Source organism: Pseudomonas sp. KBW05, assembly GCF_003852405.1.
In the GTDB taxonomy this organism is placed as follows: domain Bacteria; phylum Pseudomonadota; class Gammaproteobacteria; order Pseudomonadales; family Pseudomonadaceae; genus Aquipseudomonas.
Window position 1 is genome coordinate 20533 of sequence record NZ_QAJM01000014.1, and the last position, 15623, is coordinate 36155.

Annotated in this window: 4 protein-coding genes; 1 reads left to right on the forward strand and 3 read right to left on the reverse strand. The window is 64.1% G+C overall.

The annotated features are described in order from the left end of the window. Positions 1-56: 56 nt before the first annotated feature. Positions 57-12941 carry a non-ribosomal peptide synthetase gene (locus DBR46_RS12685; protein ID WP_124526474.1) on the reverse strand — a complete coding sequence of 4295 codons (12885 nt, stop codon included), beginning with the start codon at positions 12939-12941 and terminating at the stop codon, positions 57-59. A 51-nt stretch (positions 12942-12992) separates the two neighbouring features. Further along, entirely contained in the window at positions 12993-13745 is a 753-nt protein-coding gene (locus tag DBR46_RS12690) for a thioesterase II family protein (protein ID WP_124526475.1), read from the reverse strand. 302 nt (positions 13746-14047) lie between these two features. Between DBR46_RS12690 and DBR46_RS12695 the strand changes: the two genes are divergently transcribed. Continuing rightward, positions 14048-14599, forward strand: coding sequence for an RNA polymerase factor sigma-70 (locus DBR46_RS12695; RefSeq protein WP_026136875.1), 552 nt, complete (start codon positions 14048-14050; stop codon positions 14597-14599). Positions 14600-14774: 175 nt separating this feature from the next. Here the strand turns inward: DBR46_RS12695 and DBR46_RS12700 are convergent, their stop codons facing one another. Beyond that, entirely contained in the window at positions 14775-15563 is a 789-nt protein-coding gene (locus DBR46_RS12700; RefSeq protein ID WP_124526476.1) for an ABC transporter substrate-binding protein, read from the reverse strand. Positions 15564-15623: the final 60 nt, after the last annotated feature.

The following is a 15623-nucleotide window of genomic DNA, read 5'->3' on the forward strand; positions in this document are numbered from 1 at the left end:
CTGTCAGAATTGACAGTTCTGACGTAACACGAGGTGTTGATCGACCAGCGGTAACCTCACAATCCCTCCAACTCCGCCATCAAATCACTCAACCGATCCACCTTCTCCGCACTGATCTCATTCACCGCCAACTCATCGATATACCCGGCCAGCTCCGCCACCGTGCTGCATTCAAACATCGCCCGCAACGGCACATCGCGCTGCAAGGTCTTCTGCACACGCGAGGCAATCTGCGTGGCCAGCAACGAGTGCCCGCCCAGTTCGAAGAAGTTGTCCTGCACCCCTACCCGCTCAACCTTCAGCACCTCGGCCCAGATCGCGGCCAGGGTGCCTTCCAGTTCATTGCGCGGCGCCAGGTAGTCCTGGCTCTGGAGCTGGCCGATCTCGAGCAAAGGCAAAGCCTTGCGGTCGAGCTTGCCGTTGGCATTCAGCGGCAAGCGCTCAAGCCACAGCCAGTGCAGCGGCACCATGTATTCCGGCAGTTCAGCGCGCAGGCGTTGCTTGATGCGGTCCAGGCGTTCGCTCGGGTTGAGTGTTTCATCGGCAGCGACCAGATAGCCCACCAGATGCTTGCCGTTAACGCCTTCCTGTACGCCAACCGCTGCATCACGCACTTCCGGCTGCTCATGCAGACGCGCTTCGATTTCCCCCAGTTCGATGCGGTAGCCACGAATCTTCACCTGATGGTCGATCCGCCCGACGTATTCCAACACGCCATCACTGCGTCGACGTGCCAGGTCGCCGGTGCGATACAGACGCTCGCCCGGTGCGCCAAACGGGTTCGGCACAAACACCGGCGCGGTGCGCAGCGGGTCGCTGACATAACCCCGCCCGACGCCCGTACCGGCCACGCACAACTCACCGACCGCGCCTTGCGGCACCAGCTCCAGTGCGCCGTCCAGCAGGTACAAACGGTTGTTGTCGGTTGGCGTACCAATCGGCAAATAAGTGCCACGGGTCGATACCAGATCGACACGGAAAAACGCCACGTCATCCGAGCATTCCGCCGGGCCATAGGCGTTCACCAGACCTATCTCGGGATAACGCTGCAGCCACTGGTGCGCCAGTTCCGGCGGCATCGCTTCGCCTGTCGGCAGCATCCAGCGCAAGCCATCGAGGCCGATGCGGTCCTGGGCCAACATGCCCTGGATCAGTGACGGCACGCTCTCCAGCACCGTAATGCCTTGCGCCTGGACATGCTCAAGCAACCCTTGCGGATCATGGGCCAGCGCGTTCGGCACGATATCCACCCGCGCACCAAACAGCGGCGCAGCGAGGAACTGCCACACGGAAATATCAAAGCTCTGCGAAGCAGTCTGCGCGATCACATCCGCGTCGCTGAGATTCAGGTACGGCACCTTGCTCAACTGGTTGTTGAGCATGCCGCGCTGCTCGACCATCACACCCTTGGGCAGGCCGGTGGAACCCGAGGTGTAGATCACGTAGGCGAGGTTGTCCGGGCCACTGTAGACCTCAGGATTCGCCCCACGGGCCGGCACTTCTTCCCACACCAGCAACTGGCAGTCGAAGCCTTCGAGCAACTCGATGGCCTGCTCGCGGCACGCTTCGGTACATACCAGCAACGGCGTGCGGCTCAAGTCGATGATGCTGCGCAGACGCTGGCCTGGCAGGCCCGGGTCCAGCGGCAGGTAGCCGGCACCGGCCTTGAAGCTGCCAATGATCATGCCCAGCAGGTCGAGGTTACGCTCGCCGAGCAACGCCACCGGTTGATCCAGACCCACGCCGGCTTCGATCAACGCGTGGCCCAGGCCGTTGCTGCGGCGGTTCAATTCGTCATAGGTCCACTGCTGGTCCAGGCAACTGGCGGCGACCCGCTGTGGATTCGCGGCTACCTGGGCTTCGAACAGCTCGATATAGCTGCTTTCCAGCGGATAATCATGCTCACTCTGATTGCAGCCCTCTACGAGGAATTCACGCTCCTGCGCGCCAATCAACGGCAGCTCGGCCATATCGCCATGGAAGCCCTGCACCAGTGCCAGCAGCAGGCGCTTGAACTCGCCGAGCATGCCTTGCACGGTGCTTTCGTCGAAGTAACGTTGGTCGTAGGACAGGTGCAAACCGAGGTCATCGCCCGGGTAACACACCGCCGTCAGCGGGAAGTTGGTGTGGGTGCGCCCAGAGTCCGAAGTGGCATTCAGGCTTTGCGCACGGTCCAGCACCGAGACTTCCACCGGCGCGTTTTCGAACACGAACAGGCTGTCGAACAGCGGCTGGCCCTTGGGCAGTTCGCTGTGTTCCTGGATCGTCACCAGCGGCAGGTATTCGTACTCGCGCAGTTGCATATTGCTGTCGAGCAGGCCGCTCAGCCATTGGCGCACGCTGCACTTCTGATCGTCCTCGGGCAGCTTCACCCGCAGCGCGATGCTGTTGATAAACAGGCCGACGGTGCGTTGCATCTCGGGCATTTCCACCGGGCGACCGGCCACGGTGACGCCGAACAACACGTCGCGGTCGCCGCTCAAACGCCGCAGTACCAAGGCCCATGCCGCCTGGGCAAAGGTGTTGACGGTCAATTGATGAGCCTGGGCCAGCTCGCGCAATTGCGCGCCGTCACGGGCATCGAGACGGGTGTAGCAATCCCCCACCACCATGCCGCCGTGGCCTGCATGGTCACGCATGAATGGCCGGTCGCTCGGGATCGGCGTGGTGCGCTCAAAGCCTTGCAGGTTGTGCTGCCACCACTGGCGCGCCTCGTCCAGGTTTTGGCGTTGCAGCCAGGCAATGTAGTCGCGGTAGCGCGGCGGCGTGGCCAGTTGCGCCTCGCGGCCTTCGCCGAGGGCCATGTAGATATCGAAGAAGTCATTCATCAGCAATGAACGGCACCACGCATCGATAAGGATGTGGTGGTTGCTCATCATGAACCAGTAGCGCTCTGCACCGACGCGAATCAAACGCAGGTGGAACGGCGCCTGGTTGAGCAGATCGAAACCAGCTTCGCGCTCTTGCTTGAGCAAGGCTTGCAGGCGCGGTTCCTGTTCATCTTCCGCATCGGCGCTCCAATCCAGGTACTCAATCGGCGTGCTGCCCGGTTTGTGGATCACTTGCAGCATGTCGGCGCCGACGTTCCAGCAGAACGACGCACGCAAGGCTTCGTGACGGGCGATCACCGCCTGCCAGGCCTGGGCGAAACGCTCGGGGTCGAGGGCGCTGTTGATGCGGTAGCGGTCCTGCATGTAGTAGAGGCCGGTGCCTGGTTCCAGCAGGGTGTGCAACAGCAGGCCTTCTTGCATCGGCGTCAGCGGGTACACGTCTTCGATGGCGCTGGCCGGCACCGGCAACACATCCAGCTGCGCTTGGGTCAGATGCGCCAGCGGGAAGTCCGACGGCGTGAGGCCACCGGCATCGTCCCGCAGGCAATGGGCGATCAGGCTGTGCAGTTCGGCGAGGTAGGCATCGGCCACTTCGCGAATGGTCTGCTGATCGTGGCGTTCGCGGCTGAAGGTCCAGCGCAGCACCAGTTCGCCGCCGTACACCTGGCTGTCGACGCTCAAGGCGTTGGGCAGCGGCGCGTCGGGGTCATGGGCGAGGCCGGCGGATTCGTCCAGCGGGTGAAACAGCGCCGCGCTGCCGAAGCTCTGGTCGAACTGGCCGAGGTAGTTGAAGGTGATCTCGGCGCTCGGCAGTGCGGCCATGGTCTGCTGGGTCAGGTCGTCCGCAAGATAGCGCAACACGCCATAACCCAGGCCTTTGTGCGCCACGCCGCGCAGTTGTTCCTTGATCGCCTTGATCGAAGCGCCCTGCTCGGCTTGCGGTGTCAGGCGCAACGGGTAAGCGCTGGTGAACCAGCCGACGCTGCGGGTCAGGTCGATGTCATCGAACAGGGTTTCACGGCCATGACCTTCCAGTTGGATCAGCGCCGAAGGTTGCCCGCTCCAGCGGCACAGCACACGGGCCAGCGCCGTCAGCAGCAGGTCATTGACCTGGGTGCGATAGGCGCTCGGCGCCTGTTGCAACAACTGGCGGGTGTGCTCGGCATCCAGGCGCACGCTGACGGTGTCGGCGTCGCGATTACGCAGGCTGCCGTGGGGACGGTCTGCCGGCAACGCGAGCGCAGGCCCGGCCAACTGCGCTTGCCACACGCCGAGTTCTTCACGCAGGGATTCGCTGCCGGCATACGCCTGCAAACGCGCGGCCCAGTCCCGCAGCGCGCTGGTCTTGGCCGGCAGGCTGACGGACTGGCCGTCGCTCAACTGGCGGTAGACGTTTTGCAGATCTTCCAGCAACACGCGCCACGACACGCCGTCCACCACCAGGTGATGGATCGCGATCAGCAGGCGTTGCTGGCCCTCGGGACCGTCCACCAGCAAGGCGCGCAGTAGCGGCCCGTGTTCGAGGTCGAGGCTGCGCTGGGTGTCGGTGAACAACGCGGTGCACTGCGCCATGTCACGCACTTGCGCCTGCATCAGCACGCCGCCTTGGGGCACGGCCAAGTGCTCGGCATGCCACTGCGCATCGCGCTGGGTGAAGCTCAGGCGCAGGGCGTCGTGGTGTTCCAGCACCGCCAGCAACGCTTGCTCCAGGCGGTGCGGATCAAGCAGTTGCAGCGGCTTGAGCAACAGCGCCTGGTTCCAGTGCTGACGCTGGGCAATCTCGGTGTCGAAGAACCAATGCTGGATTGGCGTAAGGCCCGAGCTGCCGCTCAACACGCCCTGCTCCGCCGTGACCTGCTCGGAACGGGTGGCCACGGCGGCCAGGGTTTGTACGGTCTGGTGCTGGAACAGGTCGCGCGGGCTGAAATGAATCCCGGCCTGGCGCGCACGGCTGACCACCTGGATCGACAGGATCGAGTCGCCGCCCAGTTCAAAGAAGTTATCGTCGAGGCCGACTTGCTGCACGTTCAACACCGCGCACCAGATCGCCGCCAAGGTGCTTTCCAGCTCATTGCGCGGCGCCACGTAGTGTTGGCGGTTGGCTTCGGGGTCTGGCTGCGGCAAGGCGCGGCGGTCAAGTTTGCCGTTGGCGGTCAGCGGCATGCTGTCCAGCACGATCAGGTGCGCGGGCACCATGTAGTCCGGCAGTTGCGCTTTCAGATGGGCCTTGAGCGCTTCGCGCAATGTGGCGTGGTCGGCATCACTGACCAGGTACGCCACCAGCTGTTTGCCGCTTGGCGAATCCAGCGCCAGCACCACCGCTTCACGCACGGCTTCGTGTTCCAGCAGACGGGTTTCGATCTCGCCCAGTTCGATGCGGAAACCACGGATCTTCACCTGATGGTCGATCCGCCCCAGGTACTCCACCAAGCCATCGGCGCGTTGGCGCACCAGGTCGCCGGTGCGATACAGGCGCCCGCCATTGCGGGCAAACGGGTCGGCGACAAAACGCTCCGCCGTCATCCCCGGACGCTGGTGATAACCCTGCGCCAGACCAGCGCCACCGACGTACAACTCGCCGGTCGCGCCTTGCGGCACCAAGGCCAGGTCGGCGTCGAGAATGTACGCCACACGGTCGCCAATGATGCTGCCGATCGGCACGCTGCCAGCGCCTTCTTCCAGTTGCTCGGGCGCAAGGCTGGCCAGCGGCATCACCACGGTTTCGGTCGGCCCATAGGCGTTGAAGAACACCTCGGGCTGGAATGCCGCGCGGATACGCTGCAAATGCTCACCGGTGAGCGCCTCGCCGCCGGTGATGCACATGCGCACCGGCAAGGTCTGCTGCTGGGTCGCCAGCCACTGCGCCAATTGGCTGCCGTAGCTAGGCGTGAAGCCGAGGATATTGATGCGATGGCGGCGAATCAGCGCGCAGATTTCTTCCGCGTCCCACTGGCCCTGGGCTCGCAAGACCACCTGCGCGCCACTGAGCAACGGCACCAGCAGGCGCTCGGTGGCAGCGTCGAAATTGATCGAATAGAAGTGCAGTTCGCAGTCATCCGCGCGCATGCCGAAACGTTCGATCACTGCCTGGCAATGCATGGCGATTTCACCGTGGGCCACCACCACACCTTTTGGCTTGCCCGTGGAGCCGGAGGTGTAGATCAGGTACGCCTGATGCTGCGGCAGATTGATAAACGGCAGTTCATCCGCCGGGTAATTGGCGAGCACCGGCAAGTCGTCTTCCAGGCACCAGCACGCCACGGTCGCCGGCAATTCGCCGAGGGCTTCGAACATCAAAGCATCGCTGAGCAGCAGGCCGATGTCGCTGTCTTCGATCATGTAGTGCAGACGGTCGAGCGGGTATTCCGGGTCCAGCGGCACGTAGGCGCCACCGGCCTTGAGGATCGCCAGCAGGCCGATGACCAACTCCAGGGACCGTGGCAGCGCCAGGCCGACGCGCACCTGCGGGCCGACGCCGCGTTCGCGCAGCATCCAGGCCAGGCGGTTGGCGCGCTCGTTCAGTTCGCGGTAGCTGAGGGTCACGCCGGCAAAGGTCAGCGCCGGCGCATCGCCACGGGCCAACGCCTGTTGGTTGAACAGTTGATGGATGCAGTGATCGAGGCGATGTTCGCCCTGCTCGACGCCCAGGCTGTCCTGCAGCACCCGTTGCTCGGCAGCGCTAAGCAATGGCAGTTCGCTGAGACGCTGTTGCGGATCGGCGATCAACGCTTCCAGCAAGTTGCGCCAATGTTCGGCCATGCGCGCAATGCGCGGCTCATCGAACAAATCGGTGCTATAGGTCAGGCAGCAACCCAGGCGATGGTCGAGGTCGGTGACTTCCAGGTTGAGGTCGAACTTGGTCGCGCGGGCATCGTTGGCCAGGTACTCGACGGTCATGCCGGCCAGTTCGCGGCTTTGCTGGAACTCCCAGCGCTGCACGTTGCACATCACCTGGAACAGCGGGTTGTACGCCGCGCTGCGCGGGGGTTGCAGGGCTTCGACCAAGTGGTCGAACGGCAGGTCCTGATGGGACTGGCCTTCGATCACGGTGTGGCGCACCTGCTCGAACAGCTCGGCCACATTCATCTGCCCGCTGAGCTGGCAGCGCAGCACCTGGGTGTTGAGAAACGCGCCGATCAGCCCTTCGCTTTCCGGGCGGATGCGGTTGGCCACCGGCGCGCCGATGCGCAGGTCGGTCTGGCCGCTGTAGCGGTAGAGCAACACGGCCAGTGTGGCGGTCATGGTCATGAACAGGGTCAGGCCGCGTTCGGCGTTGAAGGCACGCACGCGGGCGGCCAGGTCATCGCTCAAATCGAAGCGGTACAGCTCGCCCCGGTGGCTTTGCACCGGCGGGCGTGGGCGGTCGCCGGGCAGCTCCAGCAACGGATGCTCGTTACCCAGTTGCGCGGTCCAGTAGTCCAGTTGGCGCTGGCGTTCGCCGGATTCCAGCCACTGGCGCTGCCACACGCTGTAGTCGAGGTATTGCACCGCCAGCGGCGCCAGTGGCGAGGCACGCTCGTCGATGAAGGCTTCGTAGAGCGCGCTGAGTTCACGGGCAAAGATGTCCATGGCCCAGCCTTCGGTGACGATGTGGTGCAGGGTCAGCACCAGGTAGTGCGAGCGTTCGCCGGCCTTGACCACGCAGGCGCGCAGCAACGGGCCGGTTTCCAGGTTGAACGGGGTGTGGGCCTCATGGTCGGCCAGCTGTTGCAGGCGTTGTTGGCGCGTGGTTTCGTCCAGCACCGAGAAATCCTGCCAGTCCATGCGCAGGCCGGTTTGCGCCGCGACCTTCTGGTACGCCACGCCATCGACACTGGGGAAGGTGGTGCGCAGGGTTTCGTGACGCATGACCAAGGCCTGCAACGCCGCCTCGAAACGCCCCACATCCAGCACGCCACGCAGGCGCGCCATGCCGCCGACGTTGTACGCCGGGCTGTCCGGTTCCATCTGCCAGAGGAACCACATGCGCTGCTGGGAATAGGACAGCGGTACCGGTTGGCTGCGGTCGACCCTGGCGATGGCGGTCTGTTGGTTGCGCTGGCCCGAGGCCTGGATCAGCCCGACCTGTTCGGCAAACGTGCCCAGCTCGCTGGCTTCGAACAACGTGCGCAGCGGCAGCTCGACGTCGCAGGCCTGGCGGGTGCGCGAGATGATTTGCGTGGCCAGCAGCGAGTGCCCGCCGAGGGCGAAGAAATCGTCGCGCAGGCCGATGCGTGGCAGGCCGAGGACTTCGCGCCAGATCGCGGCGATCTGCTGTTGCAGTGCGGTTTCGGGCTCGATGTGTTCGCGGGTTTGCCACACCGGCTCCGGCAGCGCACGGCGATCCAGTTTACCGCTGGGGCTCAGGGGCATGGCGTCCAGACGCATCAGCAGCGCGGGCACCATGTACTCCGGCAGCTCCGCGGCCAGGGCGGTTTTCACGTCCTGTTCGTCCAATTCGGTGTGGGCGGTGTAGTAGCCGATCAACTGCGCATCCCGCACCAGCACCACGGCTTGGGCGATGCCATCGAGGGCCAGCAGGCGCGCTTCGATTTCTTCCGGCTCCACGCGAAAGCCGCGCAGCTTGACCTGTTGGTCGAGACGGCCGAGGTATTCGAGCACGCCATCGGCGTTCCAGCGCACACGGTCGCCGGTGCGATACAGGCGTGCGCCGGCCGCGCCCAGCGGGTCGGCGATAAAACGTTCGGCGGTCAAACCGGCACGACCCAGATAACCCCGCGCCAGGCCAATGCCACCGATGCACAGTTCACCCGGCACGCCGAGGGGCAGCAGGTTGAGGTGTTCATCCAGCACGCGGCAGATCACATTGCCCAGCGGCCGGCCAATCGGCGAACGCTCACCGTCCTCGGCGCGGCAATGCCAGTGGGTGACGTTGATCGCGGTTTCCGTCGGGCCATAGCGGTTGTGCAACTGCACAGCGGGCAACTGCGCCAACACGCGGTTGCGCAACTCGGCGGGCAAGGCTTCGCCACCGGAAAACAGGCGGCGCAGGCTGGTGCATTCGGCCGCCAGCGGTTCGTCGATAAACAGCTGCAACAGCGGCGGCACGAAGTGCAGCGTGGTCACGCCGTGCTGCTGCACCAACTGCGCGATACGGTGCGGGTCGCGATGCTCGCCGGGGCCGGCCAGCACCAGGCGGCAGCCGGTGATCAGCGGCCAGAAGCATTCCCACACCGACACGTCGAAACTGATCGGTGCCTTTTGCATCAGCACGTCGGTTTCGTTGAGTTGGTAAGTGGCCTGCATCCACTGCAAGCGTTCGGCCAGGGCCGCGTGGGTGTTGCCCACGCCTTTGGGCTGGCCGGTGGAGCCGGAGGTGTAGATCACGTAGGCGAGGTTGTCACCGTGCAGGTGCAGGCCTGGTGGCTGGGTGGGCCAACTGTCGAGGTGCAGGCTGTCCATGGCGATCACGCACACGCCTTCGGCGGCTGGCAGTTGCTCCAGCAGCGAGGTCTGGGTCAGCAGCAGTTCGACGCCGCTGTCGTCGAGCATGTAGGCCAGGCGTTCAGCGGGGTAATCCGGGTCCAGCGGCACATAGGCGCCGCCAGCCTTGATGATCGCCAGCAGGCCGATCAGCAGTTGCGGCGAGCGCTCGGCGGCGATGGCCACGCGCACGTCCGGGCCGACGCCTTTGTCGCGCAGGTAATGGGCCAGGCGATTGGCCTGGGTGTGCAGTTGGGCGAAGGTCAGGCTGCCGTCCTGCCAGACCAGCGCGGGGTGGTCCGAGGTCTGGGCGTTGAGCAAATCGGGCAGCCATTGCTGGGCCGCTGCGCACGGTGCTTCGCCCCACGGTTGCGGTTGTTGTTGCATCAGCGGGAGGTCGCCGATGGCCTGTTGCGGTTGCTCGCACACGGCGTGCAGCAGGTTGATGAAATGTTCGGCCAGGCGCTCGATGGTTGCGGTGTCAAACAGTTCGTCGGCGTAGTCGAACGACAAACTCAGGCGCCCGTTGCGGTCTTCTTCACTGTGCAGTTGCAGGTCGAACTTGGCTTCGCGGCTGTGCCACGCCAGTTCGTCGGCGAGCATCCCCGGCAGGCGGCGCAAGGCGCTGAGGTCGCGTTGCTGGTGGTTGAACATGACCTGGAACAGGCCTTGCTCGCGGGCCTGGGGAAAGGCTTCGAGCAGTTGTTCGAACGGCAGGTCCTGATGGGCCTGGGCGCCCAATGTGCTCTCGCGGGTGGCCGCCAGCAAGTGGTTGAACGGCAGCTGTCCATCCAGCTCGGCACGCAAGACCTGGGTGTTGATGAAGAAGCCGATCAGGCCCTGGGTTTCCTGGCGCGGGCGGTTGGCGTTGGGCACGCCGATGCGGATGTCACGCTGGCCGCTGTAGCGGTAGAGCAAGGTCTGGAACGCTGCGAGCAACAGCATGAACGGCGTGGCTTCGTTGGCCTGGGCGGCCTGGCGGATCGCGGCGCTGAGGCGCGCGTCCAGGCGCACGCTGTGGCGCGAGGCGCTGTGAATATGCTGCGACGTGCGCGGGTGGTCGGTCGCCAGGCTGAGCGTTGGATGCTCTTCACCCAACTGGGTTTTCCAGTACGCCAATTGGCGCTGGCCTTCACCTTCGGCCAGCCACTGGCGCTGCCAGCTGCCGTAGTCGGCGTATTGCAGCGCCAGTGGCGGCAGCTCCAGTGCGTGGCCTTGGGATGTGGCGGCGTAGAGGCGGGAGAACTCGTCGATGAGGATATTCAGCGACCAGCCATCGGCAATGATGTGGTGCAAGGTCACCAGCAACTGATGATCTTCATCGTCGAGGCGCACCAGGGTCACCCACAGCAGCGGGCCTTTCTCCAGGTCGAACTGGGTGCGTGCTTCGTCCTCGCGGATTTGCTGTGCACGGGCTTCTCGCTCGGCGTTGGGCAGGTCGCTGAGGTCGATGATTTGCAGGTCGAAATCGGTGCTTGGGTCGACACGCTGGAAGGCCTGGCCGTCGCGTTCGTAGAAGCGCGTGCGCAGGGCTTCGTGGCGCTGGATCAGGTGCTGGAAGCTTTGGCGCACCGCGTCTTCGTCCAGTTCGCCGCGCAAACGCAGGGCGCCGGGGATGGTGTAGGCGCTGCTCTGCGGGTCCAGTTGCCAGGTGATCCACAGGCGGTTTTGCGCCAGGGATTGCGGCAGGTCGTCCTGGCGTGACAGCGCATGGATAGAGCCTTGGGCGACGCCACCGTCATGCTGCAATTGCGCGACGCTGGCGGCAAACGTCGCGAGTGTCGGCGCTTCGAACAGCAGGCGCAGGTTCAGCTCCAGGCCGAGGGTTTCGCGCAGGCGGGCAACCACCTGGGTGGCGGTGATGGAGTTGCCGCCGAGCAGGAAGAAGTGATCGTCGGCGGCCACCGTCGCAAGGTTCAGCTGTTCGCACCAGATCGCGGCGATCTGGCTTTGCAGCGCAGATTCCAGCGCCGCGCCAGTGGCGGCCGCTTGCAGGTCGGGGAATTGCGCGTAGCTGTCGAGGCTGCCATCGGCATGGCGCAGGCCGCACGCCGCGCGCTGCACCTTGCCGCTGGAGGTCTTGGGCAGCGCGCCGGGGTTGAGCAACACCACCACGCAAGGCGCTTCTTGATAAGCCTCGGCGACGGCTTGGCGGATTGCCTTGATCAGTGCTTCGGGCGGCAGGATTTTCTGCACGCTGCGGCTGATTTCAGCGGCGATGCCGATGCCTTCCAGGCCGCCGTCATTCACCGCGAATGCAGCGACCCGGCCTTTGCGCACCACCTCCACTTCGCGCTCGATGGTCTGTTCGATGTCCTGCGGATACAGGTTGTGCCCGCGCACGATCAGCAGGTCTTTCAGACGCCCGGTGATGTATACCTCGCCAAAGCGCATAAACCCGAGGTCGCCGGTGCGCAGCCAGGTGCGGCCCGCGTGTTGCACAAAGGTTTTGGCCGTGGCCTCAGGGTTACGCCAGTAACCGTGGGCGATGCTGGGGCCGGTAGCCCAGAGTTCGCCGACGCAGTTGTCCGGCAATTCGGCGAGGGTGTGCGGATCGGCGATCAACACTGCGTGCTCCGGCTGGCTGGTGCCGCAACTCATGATCGCACTGCCCTGCCCCGGCTCGGCGCGGTTGGCGGCGAGCGCTGGCTCATCGACGCGCAGCGCCGGGATGCCATGGCCACGTTTGCCGCCGGCGACAAACAAGGTCGCCTCGGCCAGCCCGTAGGAGGCGAAGAAATTGTCGGAGGTGAACCCACACACGGCGAACTTCTCGGCGAAGCGCTCCAGGGTGTCGAGGCGGATCGGTTCGGAGCCGGAATAGGCCACGCGCCATTTGCTCAAGTCCAGGCGTTCGAGGGCCGATTCGCTGACCCGCTCGCTGCACAGGCGGTAGGCGAAATCCGGGCCGCCGCTGATGGTGCCGCCGTATGCGCTAATCGCTTCCAGCCAGCGCAACGGTCGGCCCAGGAAGTACGCCGGCGACATCAGCACGCACGGCACGCCGCTGAAAATCGGTTGCAGCAGGCCACCGATCAGGCCCATGTCGTGGTACAGCGGCAGCCAGCTGACGATCACGTCGTCGGGGTTGAGGTCGATGCCAAAGCCGCGGCGGATCAGCACTTCGTTGGCCACCAGGTTGCCGTGACTGACTTGCACGCCCTTGGGCAAGGCGGTGGAACCGGAGGTGTATTGCAGGAAGGCGATGTCGTCGGGCTGCAGGTCGGGGGCGATCCAGTCACCCGCATTTTCGAGGTTATCGACGCTTAACACCGGCGGTGCGTTTTCAATCTGCGACAAGCCTTCGGCGAGACTGGCGATGGTCAGCAACAGGCGCGGCTCGGCATCGCTGATGATCGACAGCAGGCGCTCCTGGTGATGGCGGCGAGTGGACTCCGGCGGATAGGCCGGCACCGCGATGACCCCGGCGTACAGGCAAGCAAAAAACGCCGCGACGTAGTCCGGGCCGCTGGGGAACAACAGCACCGCGCGGTCGCCCAGCTCGGCGTTGGCCTGCAAGGCGGCGGCGATGGTGCGGGCGCGCTGGTCGAGGTCACGGTAGCTGAGCACGACGCTCTGCTCGGCGGACTCGGCGAGGAAGCGCAGAGCCACCTGGTCCGGGGTCTGCGCGGCGCGACGTTGAAGGGACTGGACCAGGGTACGGGGAAGTTCGAAGGCGTCCATCATGGGGTTCCTGCCTGAAATCGGCTTACGGGAAATTCGGGAAGTCGGGTGCGTTCAACCGGCGATCAATTGCCGCGACGCGCCATTGCGCCAGCGGGCCAGGTGTTCGTCGGCATAGCGACGGATGCAGCGCAGTACGGCGCTTTCGTGCTGCACGAGGAAGAAGTGGTGGCCGTCGAACATGTCCAGGGAGAAGCCGCTGGCGGCGTCGTCCTGCCAGTCAAGCAACTGGTCGGCGCGCACGCTGTCTTGCTTGCCGCCGAACACGTGGATCGGCAGGCGCAACGGCACGCGCTCGCCGTAGGTGAAGCTGCCGCAGAGGAGAAAGTCAGCGCGCAGGATCGGCAGCATCAGCGCCATCAGTTCGGGGTTGGCCAGGGCTTCTTCGGCAGTGCCTTGCAGTTCGCGCAGGCGGGCGAGCAGCTGGGCGTCGGTCTTTTCAATGGCGTATTCACTGACATCGCGGCGCGCCGGGCCCGCCGTGCCGGAGGCAAACAGTGCGAGTGGCGCCGGCAGGTTGCGTGCGCGCAGGGCGTGGGCCAGTTCGAAGGCCAACAGGCCGCCGAGGCTGTGGCCGAACAAGGCGTAAGGGCCGTTGAGGTCGCGGCCGATCTCATCGGCGAGTTGCGCCGCCAGGGCCTTGATATCGCGCTGCAACGGCTCGTCCATGCGCATGCCACGCCCGGGCAATTCCAGCGGGCACACCTGCAACCACGCCGGCATCGCCCGGCGCCAGCGGGCATACACCATGGCGCTGGCGCCCGAATAGGGCAGGCAAAACAGGCGCAGGCACGTCGGCGTACTCATCCGGCGAGTACTCCAAACTGAAACACGCTGTATGCACGATAAAAACCCATTTCGCCCTCCTGCGGGTGCTGATCCATGGCCGTTTTACGAACGGACCTGTCACCCAAGAGAACGGACGGAGCGGGCAAATAATTAGTCGCAGGCTTTGCGCGAGACGTGGTTCACAGCAAACCAGAAAGCATAAGATTAGTTCGCCTTCTCATTTGACAATCATTATCATTAAGCATAATTTGTTGCCCGATGTGTAGGAGGCCTCAGCAAGGACGCCCTCCCCCAACCTCTTTGCGACAAGGTGATTTTCCATGACGGAACAAGTATCCACAGGCAGGTGCGACTCACCTCTTCTGCAGGCTTTTGTCGACAATCGACTGATCCTGGTGAAGATCGCGGCACGTATTACCGGGTGCCGCTCCCGCGCCGAAGACGTAGTGCAGGACGCCTACTTCCGGCTGCAATCGGCGCCGACGATTACCTCATCGTTCAAGGCCCAATTGAGCTATCTGTTCCAGATCGTGCGCAACCTGGCGATCGATCACTATCGCAAGCAGGCCCTGGAGCTCAAATACTCCGGCACGGAAGAGGAAGGCTTGAATGTGGTTATTCACGGCGCTTCACCGGAAACCTCGCACATCAACTTCAGCACCCTGGAAAACATCGCCGACGCCCTGACGGAGCTGCCCCAGCGCACCCGCTATGCGTTCGAGATGTACCGCCTGCACGGCGTGCCGCAAAAGGACATCGCCAAGGAATTGGGCGTGTCGCCGACCCTGGTCAACTTCATGATCCGCGATGCGCTGGTGCATTGCCGCAAGGTGTCGGGCAGCCATAGCGATACGTTTGCGCGGCGGGTCTGAACACGCCACAGTACTCAATGTGGAATAAACCAATGTGGGAGCGGGCTTGTGTGGGAGCGGGCTTGCTCGCGAATGCGGTAGATCAGTCAAAATACCTGTGACTGACACACCGTCTTCGCGAGCAAGCCCGCTCCCACAAAAAGCCCATTGCCACATTTGGATGGGTGATAAGGCTTCAGGGCGTGGGCATCACATCGATGCGATACGGCTCGAAAATCTTCAGCATCTCGCCGTTCTCTCGCAAACGCTTGAGCAACCCGGCAAACGCCTCGGCGGTGATCGGCGCCTTGGGCCGCAGCAACGCGTAGTGGTGATACACCTGATCAATGCGCTCCGACACCAAAAACTGCCCCGCCATGTCCGCATTGCGCACCATGAAATCACTCAGGTACGAACGCGTCACCAGCGCGATATCGGCACGCCCGCGCGCGACCATCAGCAGGTTGCTGTCATGGGAATAGGTCAACGTGGCGTTGAAATGTTCGGCCATGTACTTGGGGTCGGGGTTGAAGTTGGCGAAGGCGTAGTGATAACCGCTGAACACCGCCAGGCGTTTGCCCGCAAGGTCAGCGAAGTAGCCCTGCTCGCGCCCGGGCGCACGCTGGGCGACGAAGACTTCCGCATCCTCCAGGCCCATGTCGACGCTGGCGTGGGCGATCTTCTGCCAGCCCCATTCGGGGTTTTCGAAGATGGCCATGTCGACCCGGCCCTGCTCGAAATCACGGAAACGGCGCGGAATGGAGGTGGGCACCAGCACAAACTGGTAGTCGCTCTGCGAGGTGTTCAGGGCCTCCACCAGTTGCGGCAGCAAACCGGTGTCGGCGCCTTGCTCAGGGCGTACGGTGTAGGGCGGGAAGTGCGCCGCGCCGATCCTCACCAATTGCGCAGCCGAAGCCGGCACCCACCACGCGGTGCCCAGTGCCAAAAAGGTAACTCCTGCAGCCAGCCGCCATGGCGAAAACATTGAGGCACACACCGTTGAATACTCTGATGGCGATAAGCTAGGCGTTTTTGTCGGGAGAGA

Coding starts and splice junctions, on each gene's coding strand:
- DBR46_RS12695 (WP_026136875.1), top strand. CDS start 14,048: ATGACGGAACAAGTATCCACAGGCAGGTGCGACTCACCTCTTCTGCAG.
- DBR46_RS12685 (WP_124526474.1), bottom strand. CDS start 12,941: ATGATGGACGCCTTCGAACTTCCCCGTACCCTGGTCCAGTCCCTTCAA.
- DBR46_RS12700 (WP_124526476.1), bottom strand. CDS start 15,563: ATGTTTTCGCCATGGCGGCTGGCTGCAGGAGTTACCTTTTTGGCACTG.
- DBR46_RS12690 (WP_124526475.1), bottom strand. CDS start 13,745: ATGAGTACGCCGACGTGCCTGCGCCTGTTTTGCCTGCCCTATTCGGGC.